The following is a 26,739-nucleotide window of genomic DNA, read 5'->3' as shown; positions in this document are numbered from 1 at the left end:
CAGCGTTCGGTGTCGGAATTCAAAATAGGCCCCGCGGGCAATCGGCAGTAGCCGGACGCCGATCTCAGAACTTTGGAAGACAATTCACAAGTCAGCTGCGAGCATCCCGTGCAGGCAGTAGCCCTCCTCCTTCCGGTCAAAGCCCGAAGCGGCTCCATTCCTCTCCAATATCATGGCGATAATCTCGGCCTTGTGCCGCAGCGATGACGGAAGGAACATCGCCTGACGTGCGGCCAGAGCGCGGAGCCGGGTGGGGTCCGGGGCGTGATCGGCAACTTTGGCCAGGCGGCGCCAGATGGCCGCATAGGCCGTCTCGACGGTCAATCGCATGAAGGCATCGGCCGCCGGCGCCGGGTCTTCCGCGGCAAGCATGCGCGTGCGCGCCTGCTGCCACAAGGACAGCGCGTCATCGGCGCCAGCGGAGCCCACAAACCGCGCAAAGGCGTTTGCGGCGCTCCCGCCGTCGTGGCGCAACAGCCGTGTCGCCAGCGTAAGCGCGTGGATACCGTTCGCACCCTCGTAGATCGCGGTGATGCGGACATCGCGCAGGATCTGCTCGACCCGGTATTCCCGCAGATAGCCGTATCCGCCCAGCACCTGGATCGCGAGATTGGCGGCGGCGACGCCACCCTCGGTGCAGGCGAACTTGCAGACGGGCGTGAGGAAATCGACGAGTTCGGGCGCCTCCTGCAACTCCAGTTCGACCAGGGCGACATGGCAAAGCGCGCGTCCCGCTATCGCGATGGCCTCGGCCTCATCGAGCATCCGCTGCACGTCCGGGTGGCTCGCGAGCATCGCCGGACCCGTCTCGCCGGCGATTTTCCCCTGCCGACGGCCCCGGGCATATTCGGTCGCGATCCGCGTCGCGCGGGTAGCATGGGCAACCCCCTGCAAGGCAACGTCGAGGCGGGCGTGGTTCATCATGGTGAACATGGCCTTCAACCCTTCACCCTCATTGCCGACAAGCTCGGCCGGTGCGCCATCGAACAGCATCTGGCAGGTCGGCGAGCCATGCAGGCCCATCTTCTCCTCGATCCGCGTCACCGTCACCGGCAGCCTTTCGCCGGCATCGTCATGGGAGGGAACGAGAAACAGGCTGAGCCCGCGTGTGCTGCCCGCGGCACCTTGCGTGCGGGCGAGCACGAGATGGAGGATACGCGGTGTCAGATCCTGATCACCGCCGGAAATGAAGATCTTCTCGCCCGAGATGCGCCAGCCATCTGGTCCCTGTTCGCCACGGGTCCGGATGCCCGAGAGGTCGGAACCGGCGCCGGGTTCCGTCAGCGCCATGGTGGCCAGCCACTCGCCCGAGGCGAGACGCGGCAGCCAGCGCTCCTGCTGATCGGGTGTGCCATAATCGACAAGCGTTCGCGAGGCGCCGGGAACGAGGCCGGCAATCATCTGCAGCGCATGGCTCGCCCCGGCGAAAATCTCCGTCACGGCCCCGAGAACAGGCGCCGGCATGCCCTGGCCGCCCGTCTCTTCCGGAATGGAAAGTCCCGGCCAGCCCTGTTCGGCGAACGCGGCATAGGCCGCGACCAATCCTTCCGGCATATGCACGCGCCCATCCACGAGCCGGCAACCCTCACGATCGGCGGCTTCATCGGCCGGCGCAACGACGCCCTCGGCCAGTCGGGAAAACTGCCTGATAACCTCCTGCACGAGATCGTCGTCCCAGGCTGGAATTCGCCCGGCCCCGGCGACATGCCGCAGCGAAAAAAGGATGGTCTCGACGGGTGCTTCGAAGGGGATCATGGATTTTCTCTTTTCTCATCGGCAGACGACAGGCCGAGCAGCCGGATGGCATTTTCCTTGAGGATCTTCGGGCGGACGGCGTCCCGGATCGGCAGCCCGGCAAATTCCTCGAGCCAGCCTTCCGGTGCAATCATCGGCCAATCGGAGCCGAAGAGCATGCGCTCCTTCAGCAGGGTGTTGGCGTATTGGATGAGGATCGGCGGGAAATAACGTGGTCGCCAACCCGACAGGTCGATCCAGACATTGGGCTTGTGTACGGCGACGGCGAGCGCCTCTTCCTGCCAGGGAAAAGAGGGATGGGCCATGACGATCGGCATGTCGGGGAAATCGACGGCCACGTCGTCGAGATACATCGGATTGGAATATTTCAGCCGCATTCCGTTGCCGCCCCTCATGCCCGACCCGACGCCGGTCTGGCCGGTGTGGAAGAGCGCGGGAACGCCCGCCTCCGCAATCGCCTCGTAGAGCGGCCAGCACATCCGGTCATTGGGATAGAAGCCCTGCATGGTCGGATGGAACTTGAAGCCCCGGATGCCGAAATCGGCGACGAGGCGTCGCGCCTCCCTTGCGCCCATGCGGCCGCGGGCCGGATCGATCGAGGCGAAGGGGATCAGGATGTCGGGATGGCGGGAGGCCGCCTCCGCGACCTCCTCGTTGGCATAGCGCCGATAGCCGGTCTCGCGTTCGGCATCGACGGGAAAGATCACGGCAGCGATGTTCTGCTCCCGGTAATGGACCGCCGTCTCGTCGACGGTCGGGGGATGCTGCCACGGCGCGCGAAAATAGCGCGCCATGGCAGCCTGCAGATCGTCATAGCCGTCGTCGGCGTGGCAGCCGCAGGGCTCCTCGGCGTGGGTGTGAAAATCGATGGCCCGAAGCGTCGAGAGGTCGAGCATGCGGCTGCCCTCTCCGTCAGGCCATCTGCAGGCTGCGCCCACGGCGCACCAGCAGCAGAACCGTCGTCAGGCCGGCCAGAAGCGTGATCGGCACGAGAGCGAACATCACGTCGGAGGGTGTGCTGCCGCCGGCCACCAGGAAGCCCGCGAGCAGGGGCCCCGCAATCGAGCCCAGCCGTCCGACCGCGACCGCAACGCCGACGCCCGTGCCGCGGATCTCGAAGGGGTAGCATTGCGGCGCCACGCCGTAGAGAATGGCCTGTACGCAGAGGATGGCACCGCCCACCAGCGCCCCGGCGACAAGCGTCAGGCCGAGATTGGCCGGCAGCAGGCCGAGCATGAGAAGGGCACCCGCTGCCGCGGCAAAGCCGAGGGCAACCGGCATGACCGGGTTCTTCTGGTCGAGCATGCGTCCGCCGATGAGGCTGCCGACCACGCCGCCGAGATTGAACAGGATCTGCACGAACGAAGCCTCGTTGCGGGCGAGACCGCGGGCGACGAGGAGTTGCGGCATCCAGTTCAGGAGCAGGTAGACCACCAGCAGCCCGAGGAAGAACGACACCCAGAGCGCCGTCGTGGTGATGAGCGTCTGCGGCGCGAAGATGCGCGATACGGCGCCTGAGACGGTTTTCACCTCGCTCTTCTGCACCCGCAGCGGCGGCAGCAGGGTATGGATGAACGGCGCGAGAATGAGAGGCATGACACCGCCGACGACAAAGATCGAGTGCCAGTCGTCGCCATGCAGGCCGAGCATGGCCACCCCGCTTGCGACAGCGCCGCCGAGCGGCACGCCGGCATACATGATCGCGACGGCCCGCCCGCGCCGCGCCGGATCGGTCGATTCCGCCGCAATGTTCACGAGGTTCGGCAAGGCACCGCCGAGACCCACACCGGTCAGGAAGCGCATGACGACGAGCTGTTCGAAGCTGGAGACGAAGGCCGTTGCAACGGAAAAGATGCCGAAGGTCACGAGCGAAAGCACGAGACCGGTGCGCCTTCCCCATCCGTCGGCAATGCGGCCGCCGGCAAGCGCCCCGAAGATCAGGCCGAACGTTGCGGCCGAAAAGAAGAACCCGATTTGTTGCGGGGTCAGCCCGAAAGCCGGCGCGAGCTTGGGCACGGCGACACCGGCGGCCTGAAGGTCGAAGCCTTCGATGACGGCCGCGAGAAAGGCAAGCGAAAGCGCTCGCCGCCCGCCGGAGCGGTGGTCGATATTGGTTTGCATTACTTCCTCCCAGAAAGCGGGGCCTCTCCCCCGCGGTTTCGGGCCTAGCCCTGCTTCGGCCCATCCTCCTGCCAGATCTTCGCCAGAAGCCGGCGAAGTTCCTTCTGTTCAGCCGCGCTCAGGCGGCAAAGCATGTTGCGCTCATGGTCGGCGATCAGCGCCAGCCATCGGGCGGCTTCCTCCTCGCCGCGGCGGGTCGGGAAAAGACGCTGGATTCGCTGGTCGGACGAATCCGCCTCACGCAGGAAAAGCCCGCGTTCCTCGAGATCGGCCAGGATCGAGACGATATTGGCGCGCTGCATGCCGAGCGCGCGACAGATATCGGCCGAACTGATGCCGGGCATCTCGACGATGCTGAGCAGCACGCTCATCGGCACCGGCCGCGTATTGGCCGGCTCCAGCGCCGAGACGGCGCCCTGCAGGTCGAAGACCGACGCACGGCGCAGGTGATAGCCGACCAGATCCTCCAGCCGGACGATCGAAGCCTCGACGTCCTCTTCTCGCTTCGGCATTTCCAGTGGCATTTCGTCGTCCTTCACGATGTCCTCTTGCAATATCCATAATGCTATGCGACATAGCAGTCAATCCGCTATGTCGGATAGCGGTTAACCCGCCGGCAGATCGTAACCGCTGCCGGGTCGCTCTGGGAGGAGCCAGATGACTTTTGTTTCCATGCGTATCGCAGGGGCGGAACGCGCCGCCACCACCGGCCGGACCTTCCGGCGTCTCAATCCCGTCACGGGCGAGGTTGCGAGCGAGGCTGTGGCAGCCACCGTCGCGGATGCCGTTGCGGCGGCCGATGCGGCAGCGGCGGCGTTCCCCGCCTGGGCGGCTCTCGGTCCCAATGCGCGCCGCGCCACCCTTTTGAAGGCCGCCGATGCGCTGGCAGCCAAGGGCGACGCCTTCGTTGCCGCCATGGCCTCGGAAATCGGAGCGACGGTCGCCTGGGCACGGTTCAACGTCATGCTCGCTTCCTCCATGCTGCGCGAGGCCGCGGCCCTCACAACGCAGGTTTCCGGCGAAGTGATCCCCTCCGACAAGCCGGGCTGCCTGTCCATGGCGATCCGCGAGCCGGCCGGTGTCGTGCTCGGCATCGCGCCGTGGAACGCGCCGGTCATCCTCGGTGTGCGCGCCATTGCTACGCCGCTTGCCTGCGGCAATAGCGTCGTCTTCAAGGCATCGGAAATCTGCCCGCGCACCCATGCGCTGATCGTCGAAGCGCTGGAGGAGGGCGGTCTTCCGGCCGGCGTCGTCAGCCTTGTGACCAATGCGCCGGAAGACGCAGCCGACATCGTCGGCGCCTTGATCGATCACCCCGATATCCGCCGGATCAACTTCACCGGCTCGACCAATGTCGGACGCATCATCGCGGAACGCGCCGCCCGGCAGTTGAAACCCGTCCTGCTCGAACTCGGCGGCAAGGCTCCTCTTCTCGTGCTGAAGGATGCCGATGTCGACGAGGCGGTAAAGGCCGCGATCTTCGGGGCCTTCTTCAACCAGGGCCAGATCTGCATGTCGACCGAACGCATCATCGTCGTTCCCGAAGTGGCGGAAGAGTTCGTGGCGAAGTTCACGGAACGCGCCAAGGCGCTGAAGGCCGGCGACCCCCGCGACGGCAAGGCTCCGCTGGGCGCCGTGGTCGATGCCCGCACGGTTGAAAAAGTCGAAGCGCTGATCGCCGACGCCGTTTCCAAGGGTGCCACCGTCACCGGTGCAGGCGCAGCCGATGGCGTGCTTTTGCCTGCACAGGTGGTCGACAAGGTCACCTCCGACATGCGCCTCTATTCCGAGGAGAGCTTTGGTCCCGTCGTCGCCATACTCCGCGCCAGGGACGAGGACGACGCGGTGCGTCTGGCCAATGACAGCGAGTACGGACTCTCGGCCGCCGTCTTCAGCCGCGATACGTCGCGCGCGCTGTCGGTCGCGCGCCGCATCCGCTCGGGCATCTGCCATGTGAATGGCCCGACCGTGCATGACGAGGCGCAGATGCCTTTCGGCGGGACCAAGGCCTCCGGGTATGGCCGCTTCGGCGGCAAGGCGGGTATCGCCGAGTTCACCGAATTGCGCTGGATCACCGTCGAGACACAGCCGGGCCACTTCCCGCTCTGACGGGACGGGGACAGCGCCCGCCGCCAAGATCAGAAGCCGGCGACACGCTGCGCCGGCCCGCTCCAATTGATGCATTTCCAAGGAGGGCCACATGGCCAACGATACCGATACTGTCGCATTTGATGTCATCGATGGCATCGCATGGGTGCGCTTCAACCGTCCCGACAAACGCAATGCGATGAGCCCGACGCTCAACCGGGCGATGATGGAGGTGCTCGACGAACTCGAGTTCCGTTCCGATGTCGCCGTGCTGGTGCTGACCGGGGAGGGGGCTGCCTGGACGGCCGGCATGGATCTCAAGGAGTATTTCCGGGAAACGGAGGCCGAAGGGCTCAAGGGGGTCCGCCGGTCCCAGCGGGAAAGCTACGGCTGGTGGCGCCGGCTGCGCTGGTACCAGAAGCCGACCATCGCCATGGTCAACGGCTGGTGCTTCGGCGGTGGCTACGGTCCGCTCTTTGCCTGCGATCTCGCATTCGCGGCGGATGAAGCGAAGTTCGGCCTCTCGGAAATCAACTGGGGCATCCTGCCGGGCGGCGGGGCGACCAAGGTCGCCGTGGAGTTGCTGCCCTTCCGCAAGGCCATGTATCATGCGCTGCTGGGTGAGCCGATCGACGGAAAGACGGCTGCCGAGTGGGGCCTCGTCAACGAAAGCGTGCCGCTTGCCCAGCTCAAGGATCGGGTGAGCGAGGTGGCGAAGATCCTGCGCGCAAAGAACCCGGTCGCGCTCAAGGCCACCAAGGACGCCATCCGCCGCGTCGGCGTGATGACCTATGACGAGGCGGAGGATTATCTCGTCCGCGCCCAGGAGGCTGCAAACTCCTTCGACAACGAGGGACGCAAGGAGGGCATTCGTCAGTTCATCGACGAAAAATCCTACAAGCCGGGCCTTGGGGCCTATGACAAGGACCGCAAGGTTCGCTGAAGCCCGAGGAGGAGAAAGGGAGGAGGAAAAATGCTGGACTTCATTTCACCCGATCCGGTGGCGCTTCACGCGCGCCTCCGGCCGGCGGCGACGGCCTGCGTCGATCTTGCCGGCAATCGGCAGTGGACCTACCGGGAACTTGACACGGATATCCAGCGCGCCGTGACCGTGCTGGGCGCCGAAGGCATCGTGAAGGGCGACCGGGTGGCTGTGCTTGCCCGCAACAACGTGCATCAGGTCATCCTGCAGCAGGCGCTGATGCGGCTCGGCGCGATCTTCGTTCCGCTCAACTGGCGCCTGTCGCAGCAGGAACTCGGGCAGTTGCTGAGGGACTGCACGCCGTCGATCCTCTATACCGACGAGGATATCCCGGAACTGCCGCCCGGCTGCCGCGCGAAGAGCTTTCGCAATTTCGCCTCCGATGTCGCGGTCGCGGAGCCGGGAGCGCGATGCACGCCGCACTCCGGTCACGACACATGCATCATTCTCTATACCTCCGGCACCTCAGGCGTGCCGAAGGGTGCGCTGCTGACCTCGCAATTTCTGCTGGCGACCGCGGTGAACTTCAACATCCTGGGCGAGGTGGACACAGGTTGCGTGTTCCTCTGCGACAGCCCCATGTTCCATGTCATCGGCATCGTCACGCAGATCTGGCCGCCGATGCTGCGCGGCGGCACCTTCATCGTCTCGCCCGGCTTCGATCCCGAACTGACCAATGAGCGGCTGGGCAATCCCGATTTCGGCGTCACGCATTATTTCTGCGTGCCCCAGATGGCGGAAGCCCTTCGCCATGCGTCGAACTTCGCGCCCGAACGGTGGAGCAGGCTCAAGGCGCTCTTCACCGGGGGCGCGCCGAACCCGCCGGCTCATATCCGCTGGTGGCTCGATCACGGCGTGCGCATGGTCGACGGCTACGGCATGACCGAAACCGGGACCACTCTCGGCATGCCCCTGTCGCAGGAGCTTCTGCGCGCCAAGGCGGGCGCGGTCGGCCTTGCGGGACCGCTGACAGCCATAAGGCTGGTGGATGAAGACGACCGCGACGTGCCGGACGGGTCTCCGGGGGAGATCCTGGTCTTCGGGCTCAATGTCGTCACCGGCTACTGGAACCGGCCGGAAGAACGGCAGCGCAGCTTCACGGCGGATGGCTGGATTCGAACCGGCGATGTCGGACGCCGCGACGAGGACGGTTTCATCTCGATCGTGGACCGCCGCAAGGACATGTTCATCTCCGGCGGCGAGAACGTCTACCCGGTCGAGATAGAGGCAGCGCTTGCCGAACATCCCGGTGTCCGCGAGGTGGCGGTCATCGGCATTCCAGACGAGCGCTGGGGCGAGGTTGGACGAGCCTATGTGGTCATGGCCCCGGATCGGCGGCCCGACCCTGAGGAACTCGCACGGCATTGCCAGTCGCTGATCGCCCGCTACAAGGTGCCGAAGGAGTTTCGCTTCGTCACCAGCCTGCCCCGGACCGGCTCCGGAAAGGTGATGAAACACGTGCTGCGCCGCGAGGCGCTTGTGGAACTCTGATGCGAGGCGTTGCCTTCGCCCTGGCAAGGCAACGCTCTTCTCTCGACCGAACGATTGCGACTCAAAAGCCGGGAAGATCGATCTCCCCAGGCTGACGCAGCGTCGGGAGGCCGCTCTCTTGTCGGTTCCGTACCTGGATGCCGGCACGGAACCGGCGCCGATCGGTGGCATGCCGTATCCCCTGTGGGACGCCCCGATGTCCTCACGACACACAAAAATTCCAAAAAACTTGACACTATCAATCATATTTAGGATGGAGATATAGCACTAAATTTTGAGGGACAGTTTCATGTTTTCCAGACGGAACGAGCTGGCGATCGCTCTTGCGCTCGTTGTTACGCAACCGGTCATTTCATTGGCGGAACCGATCACCATCATCGACCATGAAAAGCGCACAGTGACGCTGGCAAAGCCGGCCGAGCGCATCGCCTCGATCCCGATCCCGATGGCCTCGACCATCATCGCCATGGACGGCGGAACGTCCAAGCTCGTCGGCATGAACCCGACCGCCAAGTCGGCGATCGTCGAGGGCGTGCTCGGCAGGATCTTCCCCGAGGCCAAGGACATCCCCTCCGACATCACCGCGCCGAACTTCATTCCGAACGTCGAGGAACTTGCGGCCACCAATCCGGAACTGGTGATCCAGTGGGCCGATCGCGGCCCCGACCTGGTCGACCCGATCGTCAATGCCGGCCTCACCGCGCTGCTGATTTCCTACGGCACGGAGGAAAAGACCAAGCAGTACCAGGCAATGGTGGCGACCGCGATGGGCAAGCCCGAGCGCGCCGATATGATTAACGGCTGGCGCGATCAGGTGGCCGCCGAAATGGCCGCGAAGTCGAAGGACATTCCGGCGGAGAAGAAGCCGAAGGTGCTTTATCTCGGGCGCGCGCTCGAGGGGCTGACCGCTTCCGGCGACAAGGGCAATTACAACGCCTTTTATATCAATCTGGTCGGCGCCACATCGGCTTCCGCCAAGGTTGAAGGCCAGGGCACGACGATCAGTCCCGAGCAGATCGCCGAGTGGAACCCGGACGTCATCCTCCTCAATAGCTTCGAGGCCAAGCTCGGCGTCGGGCGGATCTATGACGACCCGATCCTGTCGCTGACCAAGGCCGCCCAGGAAAAGCGCGTCTACAAGATGCCGCTCGGCGGTTATCGCTGGGACCCGCCGAACCAGGAAAGCCCGCTGACCTGGATGTGGCTCGCCAATCTCCTGCATCCCGACATCTTCCAGTACGACCTGCGCGGCGAGATGAAAAAAGCCTACAAGACGCTCTACGACTACGACCTGACCGACGAGGACATCGACGGCATCCTGTGGATCGGCATGCAGGGCGACGCCACGAACTACGCCCAGTTCAAGGCGAAGTAAGATGGCGATGGCCGCGACGGAGAGCGGGCGCCGAAGCCGGATCGGCTTCAGGATTGGCGCGTTCGGGCTCATGGGGCTGGTGCTCGCCGCCGCCATGCTGTTTTCGATCGGGGCCGGACGCTTTTCCGTCGATGTGACGCGCATCGGCGAGATCCTGCTGGCGGCGATCCTGAACCCGGATGCCGTGCCGACCCAGATGGACGAGCGTATCGTGCTGCTCGTGCGTCTGCCGCGCGTGCTTCTGGCGGCGCTGTCGGGTGCGGCGCTCGCCGTTGGCGGGGCGGCGCTGCAGGGCGTGTTCCGCAATCCGCTGGTCTCGCCGCAGGTGCTCGGCATCAGCCAGGGTGCAGCCTTCGGCGGCGCGCTCGCCATCCTGTTCGGCTATTCCGGTTTCGTCCTGCTCGGCATGGCCTTCCTGCTCGGCCTGTCGGCGCTGGTTCTGGTCGGGCTTCTTGCCCGCATCAATGGCCGCACTGAGGTCATCACCGTGATCCTGGCCGGCATGATCGTCGGCGCGCTGTTTGCCGCACTGGTCTCGGTGGTGCAGTTCGTCGCCGATCCCAATACCTCGCTGCCCGCCATCGTCTACTGGCTGATGGGGTCGTTCTCCACCGCCACCTGGCCCCGCCTGTGGCTCGCCGTGCCGGGCATGGGGCTTGGTCTTCTTGCCGTCTGGCTGTTGCGCTACCGCCTCAACCTTCTGGCGCTCGAGGAGCAAGAGGCCCGTTCGCTCGGTGTCAATCCCGACCGCGAGCGCTGGTATGTCTTCATCGCCATTTCGCTGATGACCGGAACCTCGGTGGCGGTGGCCGGCATCATCGGCTGGATCGGCCTCGTCGTGCCGCATGCTGCGCGCATCCTGGTTGGCGAGGATCACCGCGCGCTGATCCCGGCCTCGGCCCTGCTGGGTGCCGCCTATCTGACGCTGATCGACACCATGGCGCGCACGCTGACGGCGGCCGAGATCCCGCTTGGCGTCCTGACTGCGCTGGTCGGCGCGCCGGTGTTCGGCTACCTGCTGCGCCGCCACTTCAAGGAGACGAACCGCACATGATCGGTCTTGAAGACGCTTCCGTTTCCTTCGGCGCCCGCACCCTGTTTTCCGGCATCAGCTTCACCGTGCCGGTCGGCCGTTCCATGGCGGTACTCGGCCCCAATGGTCGCGGCAAGACCACGCTGCTGCGGGCCCTGCTCGGTTTCCAGCCGCTGGCGAAGGGTCGCCGCAGCGCCCCGAAAATTGCCGGCTACGTGCCGCAGCACGGCGCCTCGCAGGCCAAGCTTTCTGGCCTCGACGTGGTCATCATGGGTCGGGCGGCCAGGCTTGGCCTGTTCGGCCAGCCCTCGGCGGACGACCGCGCGGCGGCCGAGGAGGCGCTGGTCGAGGTCGGCGCCTGCCATCTGGCCGAGCTTCGCTACGACCGCATGTCCGGCGGCCAGCGGCAGATGGTTCTGATCGCCCGTGCCATCGCCACCGGATCGCCGGCTCTGGTCTTCGACGAACCGACCTCTGCGCTCGATCTCGGCAACCAGTCGCGCACGCTGGAACTCTTGAACACGCTCAGGCTTCGCCGCGACAAGGCGATCCTGTTCACCACCCACGACCCCAACCATGCGCTGGCGGCGGCCGACGACGTGTTGCTGATGATGCCCGGCGGGCGCGAAATCCACGGTACCGTCGCCGAGATGATCGAGCCCCACAAGCTGTCCGAACTCTACGGCGTGGCGATGCGATGGGTGGACGTCACCGGACCGACGGGCGAGACGCGCCGGGCGATCCTGCCCGCCTTCGCCGGAATAGAGGCAGCATGACCACGATCTATCTGAAATCCGCCTACGATGACCCGTCCGAGACGGTGAAGGCGGCCGCAGCCGAGGGCGTGGTGACGATCGTCGAGCAGTCGGCGCTGACGGCGGATATGCTTCTGGCCCACAGGGGCCTGATTACCGGCAACCAGCTCGACCAGAATGCCATGGTCCTGATGCGCGACGTGCTTGCCGCCTTCCTCGACGCCGGCGGACGCTGGTTTTTCAACGGCCACATGGTGCGGCCGCTGGTCGAGGGCATGGCCCAGTACCGGCCGATCGAGGCGCCGAAGCGCGCCGATTTCGACCTTTCCTCCGTCAACCCGCATCCGTTGTTTTCCGGCATCGACCTTTCGAAGCTCGAGACCAACAAGGGCGTGGCGGGCTTTTACGGCCGGGGCTGCAATCCGCTGCCGGAAGGCGCCGTGGCGGTGAACGGTCTGGGGTCGGCGAAGGTGCCGGTCGATTGGGTCTGGGACCGGCCTGGGGGCGGACGCATCTTTTCCCATGCCGGCAACGATCTCGGTTCCATGGGGCTGGAATGGAACCTTTCGGGCGAGCTGACGCGCCGCATGATTGACTGGACCCTTGGCGGCGCCTGCCTCGACCCTTGGCCGACCGCGTCGTCATCGTCGGCGGCCGAAGAATTGCTTGCCGAGCCCGAAACCTACGGCGGCATGCGCATGTCGAGCCGGACCGGGAGGCGCATTGTCGCACCGTCCTGTGGTACCTACTACCATATCCGCAGCCTGGAAGGACCGCGCTATACCGAAGCGTTCGACGTGATCTGCGCGCCCGAACAACTCGCCGATATCCTGCGCCCCGACGATATTCTGTGGGTTCCCTGCCGCACGCCGGTGCAGCGCATGATCGCGCAGAAAGCCGTGCTTGCCCGTCATCTGGCGGCGGGCGGTACTGTGGTCGCGCTCGGCGAGAGCCGGTCCGACCTGTGGCTGCCGAAAGTCGACTTCACCGGCACTCCGACGAACTGGTGGTGGTGGCTCGATCCGGCAGCCGATCTCGGCGTGCGCGTCACCGAAGCTGCGGCCCGCCATCCGCTGATGGCCGACATCGGCGACCGGGAAGCGACCTGGCACCTGCATGGCTGGTTTACGCCGCCGGACGGCGCCACGGTGCTCGCCCGTGACGGCGAGGGCCGGGCGATCCTCTACGAGGACAGGGTTTCGACGAAGGGAACGATGATCCTTTCCTCGCTCGACCCGATGTTCCATCACGGTTCGCATTTCATGCCGGCCACGACCCGTTTCCTCGACCGCTTCGTTCCCAACCTGAAAGCCCTTGCAGATGTCTAATGCCATTACCGTGCTCGACAACGGCCACCCGATCAGCTTCACCTTCGACAGCATCAACGCCTATCACGGCGGCGGCTTTCCGGGCGGCGTGGCTCATGCGCTCAAAGCCATGCAGGCGGCGTTTCCGCTGCTGTCCGACACGCCCTTGGAACGGCGCGAGGTGACGATCGTGACCGCCTTTTCCGGCCCCGGCGGACGCGATGCGCTGGAAATGGTGACCCGGGCGCTCACCGAGGGGCGGTTGACCGTCGACAAGTCGATCGGCGGCAAGGACGTCATCACCGACCCGCCCGGACCCTACGTGTTCCGCTTCAGCTATCGCGGCCGCACGGTACAGGCTGTGATCCGGCCCGGCCATGTGAAGGAAGAATTCGTCACCCTCGGCGCCAAGAAGGACAAGACGCCCGATGAGATTGCCCGTCACGAGGAATTGAAGGCCGAGATGGCCTACCGTTTGCTGCCGCTTGCTCCGCAAGAGGTTTACGCCGTCAGCCTGTACTGACGGGTTCCGGCCTTAGACCGGGCAAACTGCCCGTTGCAAAGCGGAGGCAGCCGGCCATGCCGCCGGATCGCGCGGTCAGCGCTTATCTTTGTTGTCGTGGCACGGGCGATCCGGCGGACGACCCCGCAACGAAGATCGGCGTGCGGCGCGCGCCGGAAGTTTCGCCATTAACCGACAAGCGGTCGTTATTAAGGTCCGTAACGAGGGTTTGCGGACCCCTCGGCCTTGCTGTGCCCACGGGAGCCAAGCTTCCGTTTTTTATCCGGCGTTCACGTCGCAAATTAATAGTTCGTCATGGTGACGAATGTTTATTTCGCTGCTATAGAAGACGATAGTGCAATTCGTTTTCGAGGGCAGACATGGCATCGCCGGCCACCGCCAACCGACAGATGGGTCAATCCGCGACCGCATTCCCCACAAACAAGGCCAGGGCGGCGGCATACATGCTGATCGCAGTCACCCTGTTCGCCTTTCTCGACAGTTGCGCCAAGATCGCTTCGCAGGATCTTCCGGCCATCGAGGTCGTGTGGTTTCGCTTCGCCATTCACTTCGCGCTGGTGGCCGTCGTCTTCAATCCCTGGAACACGCCTTCGGCCTGGAGAACGGCGAGCCCCAGGCTGCAACTGGCGCGCGCTTCGGTGCAGATCGTCTGCACGGGCCTGAACTTTCTGGCGCTGAGCTACCTGCAGATCGCCCAGACGCTGTCGATCCAGTTCATGGGGCCGATCTTCGTCACGTTGCTCTCGGTGGTGTTTCTCGGGGAGACCGTCGGACGCTACCGCTGGGGCGCGATCCTCGTCGGTTTTCTCGGCGTTCTGGTCATCACGCGGCCGGCGCCGGGCAGCTTCGAACCGGCGTTCGGCATCATTCTGCTGTCGGTGCTGGTCGGCGCGAGCTACAGCATCATGACGCGGCGTCTGGCCGGAACGGATTCCCCGGGCAGCATGCTCTTGATTATGGCGGGGTTGCCGGCGGCGATCCTGACGCCGCTCATGCCTTTCGTCTGGGTCTCGCCGGGCGAGCCGCGCCTTTGGGCTGCATTGATCGGCGCGGGTTTTTTCGGGGCCCTCAGCCATTATTTCTACATCCATGCGCATCGCTATGCGCCGGCGTCCTTCCTGGCGCCGCTGCAATATTTCCAGTTCCTCGCCGTACTGCTCCTCGGCTACGTGATCTTCGGCGACGTTCCGACGGTGTGGACCTTTGCGGGCGCTGCCATCCTCATCGCGTCGGGTCTGTTCATCTGGTATCGCGAGCGCCGCCTGGCGAAGGAAACCTCAACTGCGCAATCGGAAGCGACGGCGCTCGGCGAATAGATCCCTCGCCGACAGTATCGTCCTTGACACCGATATCGCTCGCCGCATAATAAATTCGTCAACATGCCGAACAAATATAAGGACAGTGCTGTGTCAGCCATTTCGACGCCTGCCGCCTCCGAGAATGCCCTGTCGCTGGCGGCCAATGCCCGTCGCCCTGCGGACGGAAGCCATGTGGTCGGCATCGACCTTGGCGGCACGAAGATCCTTGGCGGCATTGCGGATGGGAGCGGCGAGGTTCTGGCGACCCTCAACGAACCGACTGCGCATGGACAGGGAGCCCCGGTTCTGGCCCAGATGGCGCGTCTCGTGCAGGATCTGGCCGCCAGGGCAGGTATTGCCGTCTCGGACGTCCGGCAGGTCGTCATTGGCGTACCCGGCGCCGTTTCGCCCAGTACCGGCCTTGCTTCGCTTTCGCCCAATCTGGAGCTGCCGGAGGGGCGCCCGCTGGCCGCATTGATGGCCGAGCGGCTGCCTTGTCCCGTCATCGTCGAGAACGACGTCAATCTCGCGGCCTATGCCGAGGCCAGCGCCGGCGCCGGTCGCGGAGAGCGGTCGCTTGCCTTCGTCTCCTTCGGCACAGGCGTCGGCATGGGTCTCGTCCTGTCCGGAGAACTGATCCGCGGCGAATTCGGCCGGGCAGGGGAGATCGGTTATCTTCCGGTGGGGGCGGAGCCCCATGCGCGTGCGCCGAAATCCGTGAACGGCCTGTTCGAGGATGAGGTCGGCACCCTCGGCATCCGCCGTCGCTATTCCGAAAACGGCGAGACGGTTGCTGACATTTTCGAGAAGGCCGCCCAGGGCGACCGCGAGGCCGAAGGCGTGATCGACGATATCGCGCGGACGGCCTCGGTCGGCATAGCCGCCATCCATAGCCTGATCGATCCCACGCTGACGGTCATCGGTGGCGGCATTGGCAGCCAGGCCCGCTTCTTCGATCTGCTGAAGACTTATTTGCGGCCGCTTCTGCCTTTCGACTGCCGTATCGAGCCAAGCCGGTTCGGTTCCCAGGCGGGCATGATCGGCGCCGTCATGCTTGGCCTGCATCTCGCCGGGGACGCGCACCGTCGCCCGGCCTAACCCGGCTTTCGCCAATCGCACGGAAGGAAACAGCAATGACCGAGACGAAACAGCCTCTCGCTAAAGCAAGACCGGACGGACAGGTGGCGAGCCGCGAGGCCCTCCAACTCGCCTTCATGGCGCCGAGACTGCAAGGTGACTTCTATCCCGAGGGCAGGCTGGAAGTCTCGCTCTGGGGCTGTGGCCGGATGGCCAATATCTTCCTGGAACCCTGGACCGGCCCGTTCGTCTATGCCCCCAATCGCCTGAGCGCGGATCGGCAGGGTCTCCATGTCGCTCAGTCCCAGCCCGTTCTGGTGCTGACCAACAGTGTGCTGCGCTCTGTCCAGCCGGCGCGGCGCTGCGCATGGTGGGGTTCGCTGGTGCGGCCTGAAAAGGTGGTTCACCGCGGCAGGCGGCGCATTGCCAAAACGCCCTGGGGCGTGACGATCGTCGAGGACCGGGGGGATGGCGTCATCGCCGTCGCCGTCGGCGCGGGCATGGAAGAGGCCGAGCGTGGCCTGTCGCTCACCACCGAACAGATCGTCGCCGAGTGCCAGGCGCATGTCGAACGATGCGATCTGCTGCCGTCGGCGCCGCCCCTGCTGCGCAGCATGGCGCTCCAGAGCGCCCATGCCTCCCTCTCGTCGATCCGGCGAGCCGAAGACGGCCGGTTTTTAGGCCTTGCAGCCGGCCAGGCCTACAGCGCGCCGACCCGGACCTACTACCGTGACGGCTACTGGACGCTCCAGGCCCTGCTTTTCCTTGAACCGGATGCGGTGCGCGAGCAGATCGACCTTCTGGCGACCGGCATCCAGCCGGATGGCGAGGCGCCGAGCGGCGTCATTCTGACCGGTCCCGCACAGGGGCTCGAATGGGAGAAATACCGAACCACCGCGCCGGAATATCGCATGGAGCATCTGCGCCCGACGGACTGGTGGAGCGATCATTTCGATAGCCCGCTATTCTTTGTCCTCACCATCGGCGACTATATCCGCACCACCGGCGATACGGACGTCATGCGAAGGCACTGGCCGGTCGTCGAGGCAATCTTCCGTCGTTACATCGGCTTCGACAGCCATGGAACCGGCCTGCCGGTCAAGCCGCGACACGACCGGGACTGGGCCGACAATGTCTATCGGCACGGCTATGTGTCCTACGACGTCGGCTTGTGGATCGGTGCGCTGGACGTGATCGCGCGCCATGGCGCGACCTGCGACGCCTCCGTGGCGCAGGAGGCTTCGGAACTCGCCGTCCAGGCGCGCAATTCGCTCGACGGCGCTCTGCTCCAGCCTTCGGGCTGGTATGCCGACTACGGGATCAAGGGCGATTTCGTCGAGGATCACCTCACGCTCGACAGCCTCACCCTGTTGCGCTTCGACGCGGTCCCGGCAGAGCGTGCCCGAACGGTTCTGGGGCACGTGCAGGCGCTTCTCGAGACCCGTAACAACGACCGCCAGCCCTATGGCGACTGGGGGGTGATGTGCGCATGGCCGCCGTTCAAGCGCGTTGCGGATACACGCGCCAAGTCGGCTTTCGCCTATCGTTATCACAACGGCTCCGACTGGCCGTATCTCTCCGGCCTCTATGCCGAGCAGCGGCTTCGTTTCGGCCTTGACGGTTGGGATTATCCGATGCTGCGATGGTGGAAGACATGCCTTGAAAACGGGTGGATCGGTTCCGTCGAATATTTTGCCCCGCCTTTCGGTCGAGGGTCCCTGCTGCAGGGATGGACGGGCATGCATGCGGCCGCAATTCTCGAATACAGGGAGGCGATCGAGGCGGCGATCGCCAAGGGAGCGGTCGTCGAATAGACGGCCGCCGGTCCCAGGTTCGGGCTTTGCGGACACGCTGAAGCGATCCCCGTTCGAAAGAGCAGGGATCGCTTCTCTTTTTGGGCGGTGTTAAAGGCGAGCGCTACCGCTTAGCCGGACAGGCCGGCGGCCGCCTCGGCGTCAACGATCCACTCGACGTTTGCGTGGTCGCTGAGCGCCGATGCAGGGCAATCGATGTCGAAACCGCCCGCATGCGCCCGTACAACGGCGTCGCGCTTGGCCGGACCCGTTGCGAGCAGCAGGATGCGGCGGGCCTGGAGGATTGTCGCGATTCCCATGGTGATGGCGAAATGGGGCATTCGCCCATCGGGAAAGAAGGCGCGGTTGGCATCGAGCGTGGAGGAATGCAACTCCACGACGCGGGTGCGGCTGTCGAGGGGGGAGCCGGGTTCGTTGAACCCGATATGGCCGTTGCGGCCTATCCCGAGCAACTGCAGGTCGATCGGTCCGGTCGCGGCGATGGCGGCTTCGTAGCGTGCGGCGGCCGCGGAAGGATCGCTTGCATGGCCGTCGGGCACATGGGTACGCGCCTTGTCGATATCGACATGGTCGAACAGCAGCCGGTTCATCGTCGATCGATAAGCGGCCGGATGCTCGCTCGCCAGGCCGACATATTCGTCGAGGTTGAAGGTGGAGGCCGATGCGAAGCTGACGTTGCCGGCGCGATAGGCTGCAACCAGCTCCGCATAGACCGGTTCCATCGTGGCGCCGGTGGCAAGCCCCAGTACGGCATCGGGCTTTTCCTTCATGAACGCGACGATGCGGGCTGCGACAAGCCGCGCGGCTTCCCTCGCATCGGGAGCCACCGTGACGCCGGAGCGTCTGGCAGGCAGGCGGGCGCTGTTGGTCTGCATGGTTTTCTCGTCAAGGCAGGGTGGATCATGCCGTCCGCCCGTCAGGCGGCCGGTCGTTCGAGAAGGTTCGGGCCTAAAGGCTTCAGGCGGCGACGCGGGTGCCGTCGGCGCGCCGCTTGGGAAACGATACGCCCGTTTCGGCATGAAAGAGGTGCAGGCGGGCCGGCTCGATCACCAGTTCCAGAATGTCGCCCTCCTGGGCCGGCACATGGTCGGGAAGGTGCAGCACCACATCCGCCTCGTTGCCCTCCAGCTTTCCATAGACATAGGTTTCCGTGCCGACGCTTTCGGCATAGGTCGTCTCGAAGCGCACGGCATGGCCTTCGCCCGATGCTGTGCGGCGCAACTGGAAATGATTGGGCCGCGCGCCCAGCGTCGCTTTCTCGCCGACCTTGCCGGTGGCCCCTTCGACCGGCAGCGAGAGCGCGCCGAATCCGGGAACGTCCACGGTCACGCGCTCCGACTGGGCGTCGAGAATGGTACCCTCGAAGAAATTCATCCGGGGCGAACCGATGAAGCCGGCGACGAATTTGTTGGCTGGATAATCGAAAAGCTCGAGCGGCGCGCCGAACTGCTCCAGCCGGCCGCCATTCAGCACGGCGATACGGTCGGCCATGGTCATGGCCTCGATCTGGTCGTGGGTCACGTACATCATGGTGGAGCCGAGCCGCTTGTGCAGCCTGCTGATTTCGCCACGGGTCTGCACGCGCAAGGCGGCATCGAGATTGGAGAGCGGCTCGTCGAAAAGGAAGATCTTCGGCTGGCGCACGATGGCCCGGCCGATTGCCACGCGCTGGCGCTGGCCACCCGAGAGCTGCTTCGGCCGCCGGTCGAGCAGCGGCTCGATCGCCAGCATCCGGGCCGCCTCTGCAACGCGCGCGTCGATTTCCTCCCGGCTCATCTTGAGGTTCTCAAGTCCGAACGACAGGTTCTTGCGCACGGTCATGTGCGGGTAGAGCGCATAGGACTGAAACACCATGGCAATGCCGCGGTCGCCGGGGGGCAGGCGGGTAACGTCGTCCTCGCCGATGCGGATGGTGCCGGCGCTTGTCGCCTCAAGACCGGCAATCGAACGGAGAAGAGTGGACTTGCCGCAGCCGGACGGACCGACCAGGACGACGAATTCTCCGTCCTTCACGTCGAGATCGATGCCGTGGATAACCGGATGGGTGCCATAAAGCTTGACCACTCCTGTCAATGTCAGACCCGCCATTGTTTCGTCCTCTTTCGCCCGGAAGGGCGTCACCTTCGCGCGGAACCCTATAAGCCCAATTCGTTGCCAGTGTGACCAATTCATTATAGTTCGTCAAGGTAACGAACATATTTTATTGATCGACCCGGAAAGATATCAACCGCAAAGGCGGTGAAACGCGCGTGTGGCTGACTTTCCGAGGATTCGGCTTGACTCCGAACGAAAGGCATATTTAATTCGTCTTGGTACCGAACAAATTATTTTCGTCGAATTCCGGCTCGACCTGCTTGTCGCGCCGGGTGCCAAACAAGAACATCGTACCGGCCATGGTCGGGCAGATGAAAGGGGAACGTGATGAATGTCCTGAAACTCACCGGCGCGGCAGCGCTGGCAACGCTCATGTCGCTGTCCGGCGCTGCAGCGGCGGAACTCAAGCTCGCCTGGTACGTCGAGGACGACAGCCAGGAAGCCGCGCTGCGTACCATTCTCGACAAGTACACCGCATCGCATCCGGACACGACCTTCGATCTGCAGATCACGCCCTATGACGGCATGCTGCAGAAATTCCAGCAGTATGCGGCCTCCGGCATCATGCCCGACCTGTCTCTGACATCGTCCATGGAGCCGGTCATCCGGCCGTTCCTCGCCGACCTCAACAAGGAGATCGGGCCGGAATGGATCAACGACTTCGTCAAGGGCTGGGCCGATGGCGCCCGTCTCGGCGACAAGGTCATCGCCGCGCCGCTGAACGTGACCTCGACCGGTATCTTCCTCAACGTCGACGCCTTCAAAAAGGCCGGCGTCGAGATCCCGGCCCAGGACAAGGGCTGGACCTGGGAAGAATTCATTCCGAAGATCAAGGAAGTCGCCGAAAAATCCGGCACGCGCTATCCGCTGGTCTGGGACGTGTCGGCAAGCCGCTTCATCGTGCACCAGTTCCAGTATGGCAACCACATCTTCTCCGAGAAGGAGCCGATCCAGGTCGTTATGGACGATGCCAAGTGGGAAAAGAGCCTCGACGACTTCATCGCCATCACCAAGGACGCCATGCCGCCGGGCTTGTGGACCGGTGCAAGCTCCGACAATCCGAAGGAACTCTTCGTCGGAGGACAGGCGGTCGCCTATATGTCCGGCAGCTGGCAGATCCCGACGCTTGCAGGCAAGGCGGGCTTTGCCTGGCAGGCCGGCCCGACACCGGCGGGCACAGTGCGCTCGTCGATCTACGGCGGCGATTATCTGGTCGCCTTCAATACCAGCCCGAACCTCAAGGAAGCGGTGGATTTCATCAAGTGGATCACCTCTGCGGACGTGCAGGCGGATTATGCCAAGACCTTCGGCGTCATTCCGGCGAACCTGAAGGCCGCCAAGGTCGAATATGGCAACGAGGCGGCCTCCGCCGCGGTCAAGACCATGCAGTCCGAGCTTGACGCCAGCCCGGCCTATGCCGCGACCGACCAGGCATGGCCGGAAATGCAGCCGGTCTGGGCCGTCATCAAGCCGGCCGTGACGCAGGCCGTCGCCGGTCAGATCAGCACGGCCGAGGCCGTCAAGCAGATCCGCCAGGCCGCGCAGGAAGCCATCGAGGCTGGCCGGTGAGTGCGGTCGTCACCCAGGCAGCGGGGACGGGCGCAAGCCCGTCCGCCGCATCCCCGGCCAAGGCGGCCTTTCGCTTCGCCTGGCCTTATCTCCTGATGCTGCCGACGGTGGCGCTGCTCGTCGCCTTCACGCTCTACCCCCTGGCGCAAGGCCTCGTCATGGCCTTTTTCAAGCGCGGGGTCGTGGTCCTGCCGCAGGTACCCCAGACGTTGCCGACCTTCGTCGGCTTCGACAACTTCGTCAGCCTGCTCGGAAACGGCGAATTCAGGACGTCGCTGTTCAAGACGGTGGTCTTCGTAGTCTGCGCCGTGCCGCTGAACATCGCCTTTTCGCTTGGACTTGCGCTTCTGCTGCAGCCGCAGACGAGGCTTTTCTCCTTTGTCAGGACCGTCGTCTTCTTTCCCTCGATGATTAGCCTTCTCATCATCGGCGTCACCTGGCGCTGGCTGTTCGGCTTGAACAACGGCCTTGTCAATTACCTGCTGTCGCTTGTCGAGATCGCGCCGGTTCCGTGGCTCGAGCAGGATACCATGGCGCAGATTGCCGTCATGGTCGCCTGGATCTGGTGGCAGGCGGGCGTGAACATGATGATCTTCCTTTCGGGCCTGACCGCGATCTCGCCAGATTACTACGAGGCGGCCTCGATTGACGGCACGCCGAAGTGGCGGCAGTTCACCCACATCACCCTGCCGCTGCTGAAGCCCACCATGGCCGTGGTGGTGGTGCTGTCCTGTATCGAGGCCTTCAAGGTCTATGAACTTGTCGTCTCTCTCACCGGCGGCGGCCCGGGCAAGGCGACCGTCTATCTCATCCAGACGATCTACGAGACCGCATTCCAGAAACCGATGCAGGCAGGCATTGCCGCTGCCCAGTCGGCGGTTCTGTTCATCATCCTGATTACGCTGACCATCGTGCAGTTGCGCGTTTCGAGGAGCAAGGAATGAGCTCTCCCTATTCTCCCCTTCGCCTGACGCTCGTCGCGCTGGTCCTCCTCGTCTTCATGCTGCCGCCGGGCTGGTTGCTTTTGTCGGCTCTCAAACCGCAGGCTGAGATTTTCCAGTGGCCGCCGACGCTGTTGCCGGTGAACCCGACCTTCGAGAACTTTGCAAATGCAATCTCGAAGGCGCGCTTCCTGCTGTTTTTCCAGAATTCGGCGATCGTCGCCATTCTCTCCGCCATGCTGTCCGTGACCATCAGCGTCATGGCCGGCTATGCGCTGGCCAAGTTCCGCTTCAAGGGCGACACTGTACTCTTCATGCTGATTATGTCATCACTGATGGTGCCGCTGCAGATCGTGCTCATTCCGGTTTTTCTGGTGCTGCGGGACCTCGGCCTTCTCAACACGCTGGCCGGTCTGATTATCGCACCGGCCGCGACGCCGACCGGCGTCTTCCTGATGCGGCAGTACATCGTCAACATCCCCGACAGCCTGCTCGAGGCCGCCCGTCTCGACGGCACGCCGGAATGGCGCATCCTCCTGCGGATCATCGTTCCACTGTCCATTCCCGCGATCGGGACGCTGATGGCCTTCAACCTGGTCTGGCGCTGGAACGACTATCTCTGGCCATTCCTGATCGTCAACGACCAGGACATGTGGACGGTGCAGATGGCGATCGCCAATTCGGTCGGCCGTTTCGGCATCGACTGGCCCCGGTTGCTGTCGATGTCCGTCCTTTCCGTGCTGCCGGTGCTGGTCGTCTTCTCGGCGCTGCAGAGACTGTTGATGGGCGGCATCATGGCGGGTGCGACGAAGGAATAACCGAGCTTTCCTCCCAAGGAAGGACGACGGAAACGCCGGTTGGCGAGAGCTTCGCCAGCCGGCGTTTTCTTTTGCGGAGAGTGCCTCCCGCCGGTGCAAGCTCTGTCGCGGTAGTCGGTAGTCGCGGTAGTCGCGGCAGTCGCGTCCGCGGCTACGGATGCTGCTGCGGCAGGCGCATTTCGCTCGGCAGGTCCTGCGGCGAAAAGAGGCTGTTGTGCAGGTGGTTGAGGGCAATGGCGACGGCGCCGATCAGGGTGGCGCGCGAACCGAGCAGGCTTGCCTCGACCGCGATCGGCCGGCGCGTGCAGGCCGGCAGGGCCTCGCGGATGAGCTTTACCATCAGCGGATGGCGGCCGACATTGCCGCCGAGCACGATCTTTTCCGGATCGATCATCGCATCGACCGAAACGACGAGCAGCGCTGCGAGGCGGGCCGTCTCGCGGATCGTTGCCAGTGCGGGTGTCTCGCCGGCTTCAGCCCGCTCCAGCACCTCGCGCACCGATGTGCCGAGGCCGCCGGCAGCCCTGTAGCGCTCGACGATCCCGCGGGCGCCGATTGCGCATTCCAGGGCGCCGCGCTCGAGGCTGTCGGCCGCATAGGGATCGGCGCCGAAAGGAAGATAGGAGATTTCGCCCGCCGCGCCTCGGGCTCCTCTTATGAGCTTGCCGTTAATCATCATGCCGAGGCCGATGCCGGTTCCGAGCGAAATGAATGCGCCGCTGTCGATGCCGGTGGAGCAGCCCTTCCAGGCCTCGCCGATCATTGCGGCATTGACGTCGTTCTCGATCGTCACGTCGCAACCCAGCGCCTGTCGCAGACCCCTCACCACATCGAGGCTGCCGACGTCGCCCATGTTGGGGGCGAGCGCCAGATGGCCCGTCTCCGGGTCGACCACGCCGGGGGTGGCGACTGCGGCGAAGAGCATTTTCTCCGGCCGTATATTGGAACGCGCAAGCCCGGCCTCGACGAGGTCATGCACCTGTTCGAACTGGGCAAGGCCCGTCTTGCCGCCGGTGGCATGTTCGATTTCATGGACGATGGTGCCCGTGAGGCTGACCAGCGCCAGGCGAACGGTGTTTGCGCCGATGTCGACGCCGAGCGCGTAGCCGCCATCGGGGGCGACTTCATATGTGATGGCGCTTCGCCCGACCTTGCCGCTCACGACACCCTTGACGCGCACCCAGCCGGATTCCTCCAGGGTGCGGATGACCTCCGACATGGTCTGCTTGGAAAGTCCGGTTTTCTTGGCGAGCGTGGCGCGCGAGGTCGGGCCCTCGTTGAGAAGGATATCCATGGCCGCGCGAACGGAGATCTGTCGCAGAACGGGCGCGGGGGGCGCTCTGAGATTCATGGGCGGCGGGCCTCTTGGGTTGTGAACGGGCTGCGAACGATGCTCGGAATGATTACCTCAAGCGGGGAACTTTTGAAAGCGTTCGCCGACCTGACGAACTTAATCCCTACGCGGAATTTGATCTATTCACAGGCGGATGCCGCAATCGGCGCCCTCTCCCCGGCGCGGGGTGCTGCGGGCATCCTTTTCCATCCGCAGGGCGCTTTCCGCTCCGAAAAATCCTGTCGGCGGGTGACAGGTCTTCCTTCCTGTCGTTGGATGAGACGTGGAAGATCCCCGTCCATCCCCGGTGGGTAAAGTCGTTCGGGCAATGGCCCGGCGAGGCAGGTTTGTCGTGTCAATATCGTCTTATGAAGGGGGTGGACTGTCTGATTATATGGGCCGGAGGTATCGGTCTCAGCCCTCCTGAGAATTGAAAACGCCGGCAATAACCGGTCTGATCCAGCCTGGGTAAAGCGTGTGTGCGGTGTGCGTAAGGGAAGCTGGCATCCCATGAAAATCGAACGTCTGGCGGATCTTGATGAGAGCTCCACGATCGCGGCGGATCTCGTGATCGTGGGCGCCGGTCCCGTGGGCCTGACGATCGCCAGCGAATGCGCGGCTACGGGCAGAAAGGTGCTCGTCGTCGAAAGCGGGCTCGAAGTGGAAACCGCACAGCATGCTGAACTCAATGCGGTAGAGAACATCGGCGAGCTTCAGTCGGAAGCGCAGGTGAAAAAACGGATAGAATTCCACGGCTCTCAAGCCCAGTTCTGGTCTCCGCAGGTCCAGCCCTTCGGGGTCAGATGCCGGGCCCTCGGCGGATCGACGCATGCATGGGCCGGCAAATCTGCCCCCTTCGATGCCATCGACTTCAAGCCGCGCCCCTGGGTCCCTTATTCCGGTTGGCCGGTCGATCACGGTGAGATCGCGCCTTACCTGCTGCGCGCGACAGAGGTTCTGAACCTGAGCCCCAAGGCGCCGCCTCGACGGTTCGATGCGGAGGGGCTGCATTCCTTCTATTGGCAATTCGCCCGTTCCCGCGTCGACAAGCTCGACGTCATGCGTTTCGGCAGCGAGGTGATGGCGCAGCGGCCCGCCAATGTCCGCATTCTGCTCGATGCATCGGTGACGCATGTCGGCCTGAACGCCGAGGGGACGCATTTTTCGTATCTCGACGTCGCCAGCATGGAGGGCAGGCGCGCGCGCATCGAAGCGAAGCTCTGCGTCCTTGCCGCAAGCGGCATTGAAAACGCCCGCCTGCTCTTGGCATCCAACGACGTTCACACCAACGGTATCGGCAATCGCTACGATGTGGTGGGACGCTATCTGATAGATCATGCCGCCGCGCGTGTCGGCCGCTTCTCGGCCGATGACATGGCCGTGCCTGCTAAGCTTTTCGGGTTCTTCGGGGTTCACCACAAGAACCGTTCGCATATGTTCATGCATGGGCTGGCACTGACAGAGCGCGTGCAGGAACAGGAACAACTGCTCAACGCCGCGGTCTATTTCTCGACGGAAAGGGCGCCCGACGATCCCTGGGACGCCCTGAAAAAACTGTTGCGCTGGAAGAGCGCGAACATCAGCCGCGACCTGTTGTCGGTGGCGACGGGATCGGGGTTCCTTGCGAGGGGGATCGGCATGAGGGTCCTGTCGGACCACCGCACGCCCCAGGCCGTCAAGGACCTCGTCATCAATGCCGCGATCCGGCTGTCGCCGAACATGGTCGCAGACGAATTCCAGAGCCGAGGCTTGCCCCACAAGCTTTCCGGCCTGCGCATCGAAGCCATTTGCGAGCAGACGCCCAATCCCGAAAGCAGGATCAGCCTCAGTGCGCGGAAGGACCGGTTCGGCACGCCTCTCGCCAGGGTGGACTGGCGCATCAACGCGGCCGAGCGGCATACGCTGCTGCGGATCGCCGAACTCTCTCGCGCAGCGCTTGTAAGCCAGGGACTGCCCGCTCCCACGCTGGAGGAATGGGCGCGCGAACGCCGGCCTGAAGATATCGTCATCATCGACATGGCGCATACGCTCGGCACGACACGGATGTCGAACGACCCGAAGACCGGTGTCGTCGACAGGAACTGCAAGGTCCACGCGCTGCCCAACCTCTATGTCGCCGGCGGTTCCGTTTTCCCGACCAGCGGCCATGCCAATCCCACCCTGATGATCGTCGCCTTTGCGATCAGACTGGCCGATCATCTGAGCGCGCAACTGAGGGCCGGTTGAGGCAGAGCCGCGGCCTGCCCGCTCTCGGCTTTTGCCCTGGCCGACGTTGCCGGCCTTATACCTGTTCCGCAGATCGGGCTGGTTCGGGGTGCTGCCTCGAAGTCTTCATCGAACCGCCGTCTGCCGGGTCCGTTCGGCT

Annotated in this window: 22 protein-coding genes; 15 read left to right on the top strand and 7 right to left on the bottom strand. The window is 64.3% G+C overall.

All coding sequences use genetic code 11. The features are described 5' to 3' along the window. Positions 1 to 84 precede the first annotated feature (84 nt). From J5N58_RS14545 to J5N58_RS14530, 4 genes are read right to left on the bottom strand one after another with little or no spacing between them, the layout of a single operon-like run. A complete protein-coding gene (locus tag J5N58_RS14545) occupies positions 85 to 1,755 on the bottom strand; it encodes an acyl-CoA dehydrogenase family protein (protein WP_112827058.1) in 1,671 nt (556 codons plus the stop codon). After that, the gene (locus J5N58_RS14540; protein ID WP_244711364.1) at positions 1,752 to 2,651 is read right to left on the bottom strand and encodes an amidohydrolase family protein; all 900 of its coding nucleotides are present in this window, start codon (positions 2,649 to 2,651) and stop codon (positions 1,752 to 1,754) included. The genes J5N58_RS14545 and J5N58_RS14540 overlap by 4 nt, the downstream gene beginning before the upstream one ends. 16 nt (positions 2,652 to 2,667) lie before the next feature. Beyond that, the gene (mhpT, locus tag J5N58_RS14535) at positions 2,668 to 3,876 is read right to left on the bottom strand and encodes a 3-(3-hydroxy-phenyl)propionate transporter MhpT (RefSeq protein WP_113438323.1); all 1,209 of its coding nucleotides are present in this window, start codon (positions 3,874 to 3,876) and stop codon (positions 2,668 to 2,670) included. 44 nt (positions 3,877 to 3,920) lie between these two features. Further along, positions 3,921 to 4,415, bottom strand: coding sequence for a MarR family winged helix-turn-helix transcriptional regulator (locus J5N58_RS14530; RefSeq protein WP_113438324.1), 495 nt, complete (start codon positions 4,413 to 4,415; stop codon positions 3,921 to 3,923). A 118-nt stretch (positions 4,416 to 4,533) separates the two neighbouring features. Between J5N58_RS14530 and J5N58_RS14525 the strand changes: the two genes are divergently transcribed. From J5N58_RS14525 to J5N58_RS14475, 11 genes are all read left to right on the top strand, one after another. Then, on the top strand, positions 4,534 to 5,985 hold the full coding sequence (locus tag J5N58_RS14525; protein WP_113438325.1) for an aldehyde dehydrogenase: 1,452 nt from the start codon (positions 4,534 to 4,536) through the stop codon (positions 5,983 to 5,985). Positions 5,986 to 6,076: 91 nt separating this feature from the next. Beyond that, positions 6,077 to 6,907 (top strand): p-hydroxycinnamoyl CoA hydratase/lyase, encoded by an 831-nt coding sequence (locus tag J5N58_RS14520; RefSeq protein ID WP_244711362.1) that lies wholly within the window; start codon positions 6,077 to 6,079, stop codon positions 6,905 to 6,907. A 30-nt stretch (positions 6,908 to 6,937) separates the two neighbouring features. Next, positions 6,938 to 8,437: an AMP-binding protein gene (locus tag J5N58_RS14515; protein ID WP_112827064.1), complete on the top strand. Its 1,500-nt coding sequence runs from the start codon at positions 6,938 to 6,940 to the stop codon at positions 8,435 to 8,437. 289 nt (positions 8,438 to 8,726) lie between these two features. After that, on the top strand, positions 8,727 to 9,812 hold the full coding sequence (locus J5N58_RS14510) for an ABC transporter substrate-binding protein (protein ID WP_244711360.1): 1,086 nt from the start codon (positions 8,727 to 8,729) through the stop codon (positions 9,810 to 9,812). Between the two features lies 1 nt (position 9,813). Next, positions 9,814 to 10,866, top strand: coding sequence for a FecCD family ABC transporter permease (locus J5N58_RS14505; RefSeq protein WP_244711358.1), 1,053 nt, complete (start codon positions 9,814 to 9,816; stop codon positions 10,864 to 10,866). After that, positions 10,863 to 11,621 carry an ABC transporter ATP-binding protein gene (locus J5N58_RS14500; protein ID WP_113466221.1) on the top strand — a complete coding sequence of 253 codons (759 nt, stop codon included), beginning with the start codon at positions 10,863 to 10,865 and terminating at the stop codon, positions 11,619 to 11,621. Before J5N58_RS14505 ends, J5N58_RS14500 begins: the two co-directional genes overlap by 4 nt. Continuing rightward, positions 11,618 to 12,928 carry a hypothetical protein gene (locus tag J5N58_RS14495; RefSeq protein ID WP_113442475.1) on the top strand — a complete coding sequence of 437 codons (1,311 nt, stop codon included), beginning with the start codon at positions 11,618 to 11,620 and terminating at the stop codon, positions 12,926 to 12,928. The genes J5N58_RS14500 and J5N58_RS14495 overlap by 4 nt, the downstream gene beginning before the upstream one ends. Continuing rightward, the gene (locus tag J5N58_RS14490; RefSeq protein ID WP_112827069.1) at positions 12,921 to 13,430 is read left to right on the top strand and encodes a hypothetical protein; all 510 of its coding nucleotides are present in this window, start codon (positions 12,921 to 12,923) and stop codon (positions 13,428 to 13,430) included. Before J5N58_RS14495 ends, J5N58_RS14490 begins: the two co-directional genes overlap by 8 nt. 359 nt (positions 13,431 to 13,789) lie before the next feature. Further along, positions 13,790 to 14,746 (top strand): DMT family transporter, encoded by a 957-nt coding sequence (locus J5N58_RS14485; protein WP_113426340.1) that lies wholly within the window; start codon positions 13,790 to 13,792, stop codon positions 14,744 to 14,746. Positions 14,747 to 14,836: 90 nt separating this feature from the next. After that, positions 14,837 to 15,826, top strand: coding sequence for an ROK family protein (locus J5N58_RS14480; protein ID WP_244711355.1), 990 nt, complete (start codon positions 14,837 to 14,839; stop codon positions 15,824 to 15,826). Between the two features lie 35 nt (positions 15,827 to 15,861). Beyond that, positions 15,862 to 17,619 carry an amylo-alpha-1,6-glucosidase gene (locus J5N58_RS14475; RefSeq protein ID WP_112827072.1) on the top strand — a complete coding sequence of 586 codons (1,758 nt, stop codon included), beginning with the start codon at positions 15,862 to 15,864 and terminating at the stop codon, positions 17,617 to 17,619. Positions 17,620 to 17,729: 110 nt separating this feature from the next. Here the strand turns inward: J5N58_RS14475 and nagB are convergent, their stop codons facing one another. Continuing rightward, a complete protein-coding gene (nagB, locus tag J5N58_RS14470; RefSeq protein ID WP_244711353.1) occupies positions 17,730 to 18,494 on the bottom strand; it encodes a glucosamine-6-phosphate deaminase in 765 nt (254 codons plus the stop codon). An 82-nt stretch (positions 18,495 to 18,576) separates the two neighbouring features. Then, on the bottom strand, positions 18,577 to 19,707 hold the full coding sequence (locus tag J5N58_RS14465; protein WP_244711351.1) for an ABC transporter ATP-binding protein: 1,131 nt from the start codon (positions 19,705 to 19,707) through the stop codon (positions 18,577 to 18,579). 333 nt (positions 19,708 to 20,040) lie between these two features. Between J5N58_RS14465 and J5N58_RS14460 the strand changes: the two genes are divergently transcribed. The 3 genes from J5N58_RS14460 to J5N58_RS14450 are packed head-to-tail and all read left to right on the top strand — an operon-like array spanning position 20,041 to position 23,041. After that, on the top strand, positions 20,041 to 21,282 hold the full coding sequence (locus J5N58_RS14460; protein WP_244711349.1) for an ABC transporter substrate-binding protein: 1,242 nt from the start codon (positions 20,041 to 20,043) through the stop codon (positions 21,280 to 21,282). Continuing rightward, the gene (locus tag J5N58_RS14455) at positions 21,279 to 22,226 is read left to right on the top strand and encodes a carbohydrate ABC transporter permease (RefSeq protein WP_244711346.1); all 948 of its coding nucleotides are present in this window, start codon (positions 21,279 to 21,281) and stop codon (positions 22,224 to 22,226) included. Before J5N58_RS14460 ends, J5N58_RS14455 begins: the two co-directional genes overlap by 4 nt. Next, the gene (locus J5N58_RS14450) at positions 22,223 to 23,041 is read left to right on the top strand and encodes a carbohydrate ABC transporter permease (protein ID WP_112827076.1); all 819 of its coding nucleotides are present in this window, start codon (positions 22,223 to 22,225) and stop codon (positions 23,039 to 23,041) included. Before J5N58_RS14455 ends, J5N58_RS14450 begins: the two co-directional genes overlap by 4 nt. A gap of 151 nt (positions 23,042 to 23,192) precedes the next feature. Here the strand turns inward: J5N58_RS14450 and J5N58_RS14445 are convergent, their stop codons facing one another. Further along, positions 23,193 to 24,392: an ROK family transcriptional regulator gene (locus J5N58_RS14445; RefSeq protein WP_244711344.1), complete on the bottom strand. Its 1,200-nt coding sequence runs from the start codon at positions 24,390 to 24,392 to the stop codon at positions 23,193 to 23,195. A gap of 492 nt (positions 24,393 to 24,884) precedes the next feature. Here J5N58_RS14445 and J5N58_RS14440 point away from each other — a divergent pair, with 492 nt between their 5' ends. Further along, the gene (locus J5N58_RS14440) at positions 24,885 to 26,600 is read left to right on the top strand and encodes a GMC oxidoreductase (protein WP_244711342.1); all 1,716 of its coding nucleotides are present in this window, start codon (positions 24,885 to 24,887) and stop codon (positions 26,598 to 26,600) included. Positions 26,601 to 26,739 lie beyond the last annotated feature (139 nt).

It is taken from the genome of Paenirhizobium cremeum (assembly GCF_022884085.1).
Lineage (GTDB): Bacteria > Pseudomonadota > Alphaproteobacteria > Rhizobiales > Rhizobiaceae > Allorhizobium > Allorhizobium cremeum.
The sequence above is the reverse complement of the archived record's forward strand: the minus strand, read 5'-3'. Positions and strand labels throughout refer to the sequence as shown.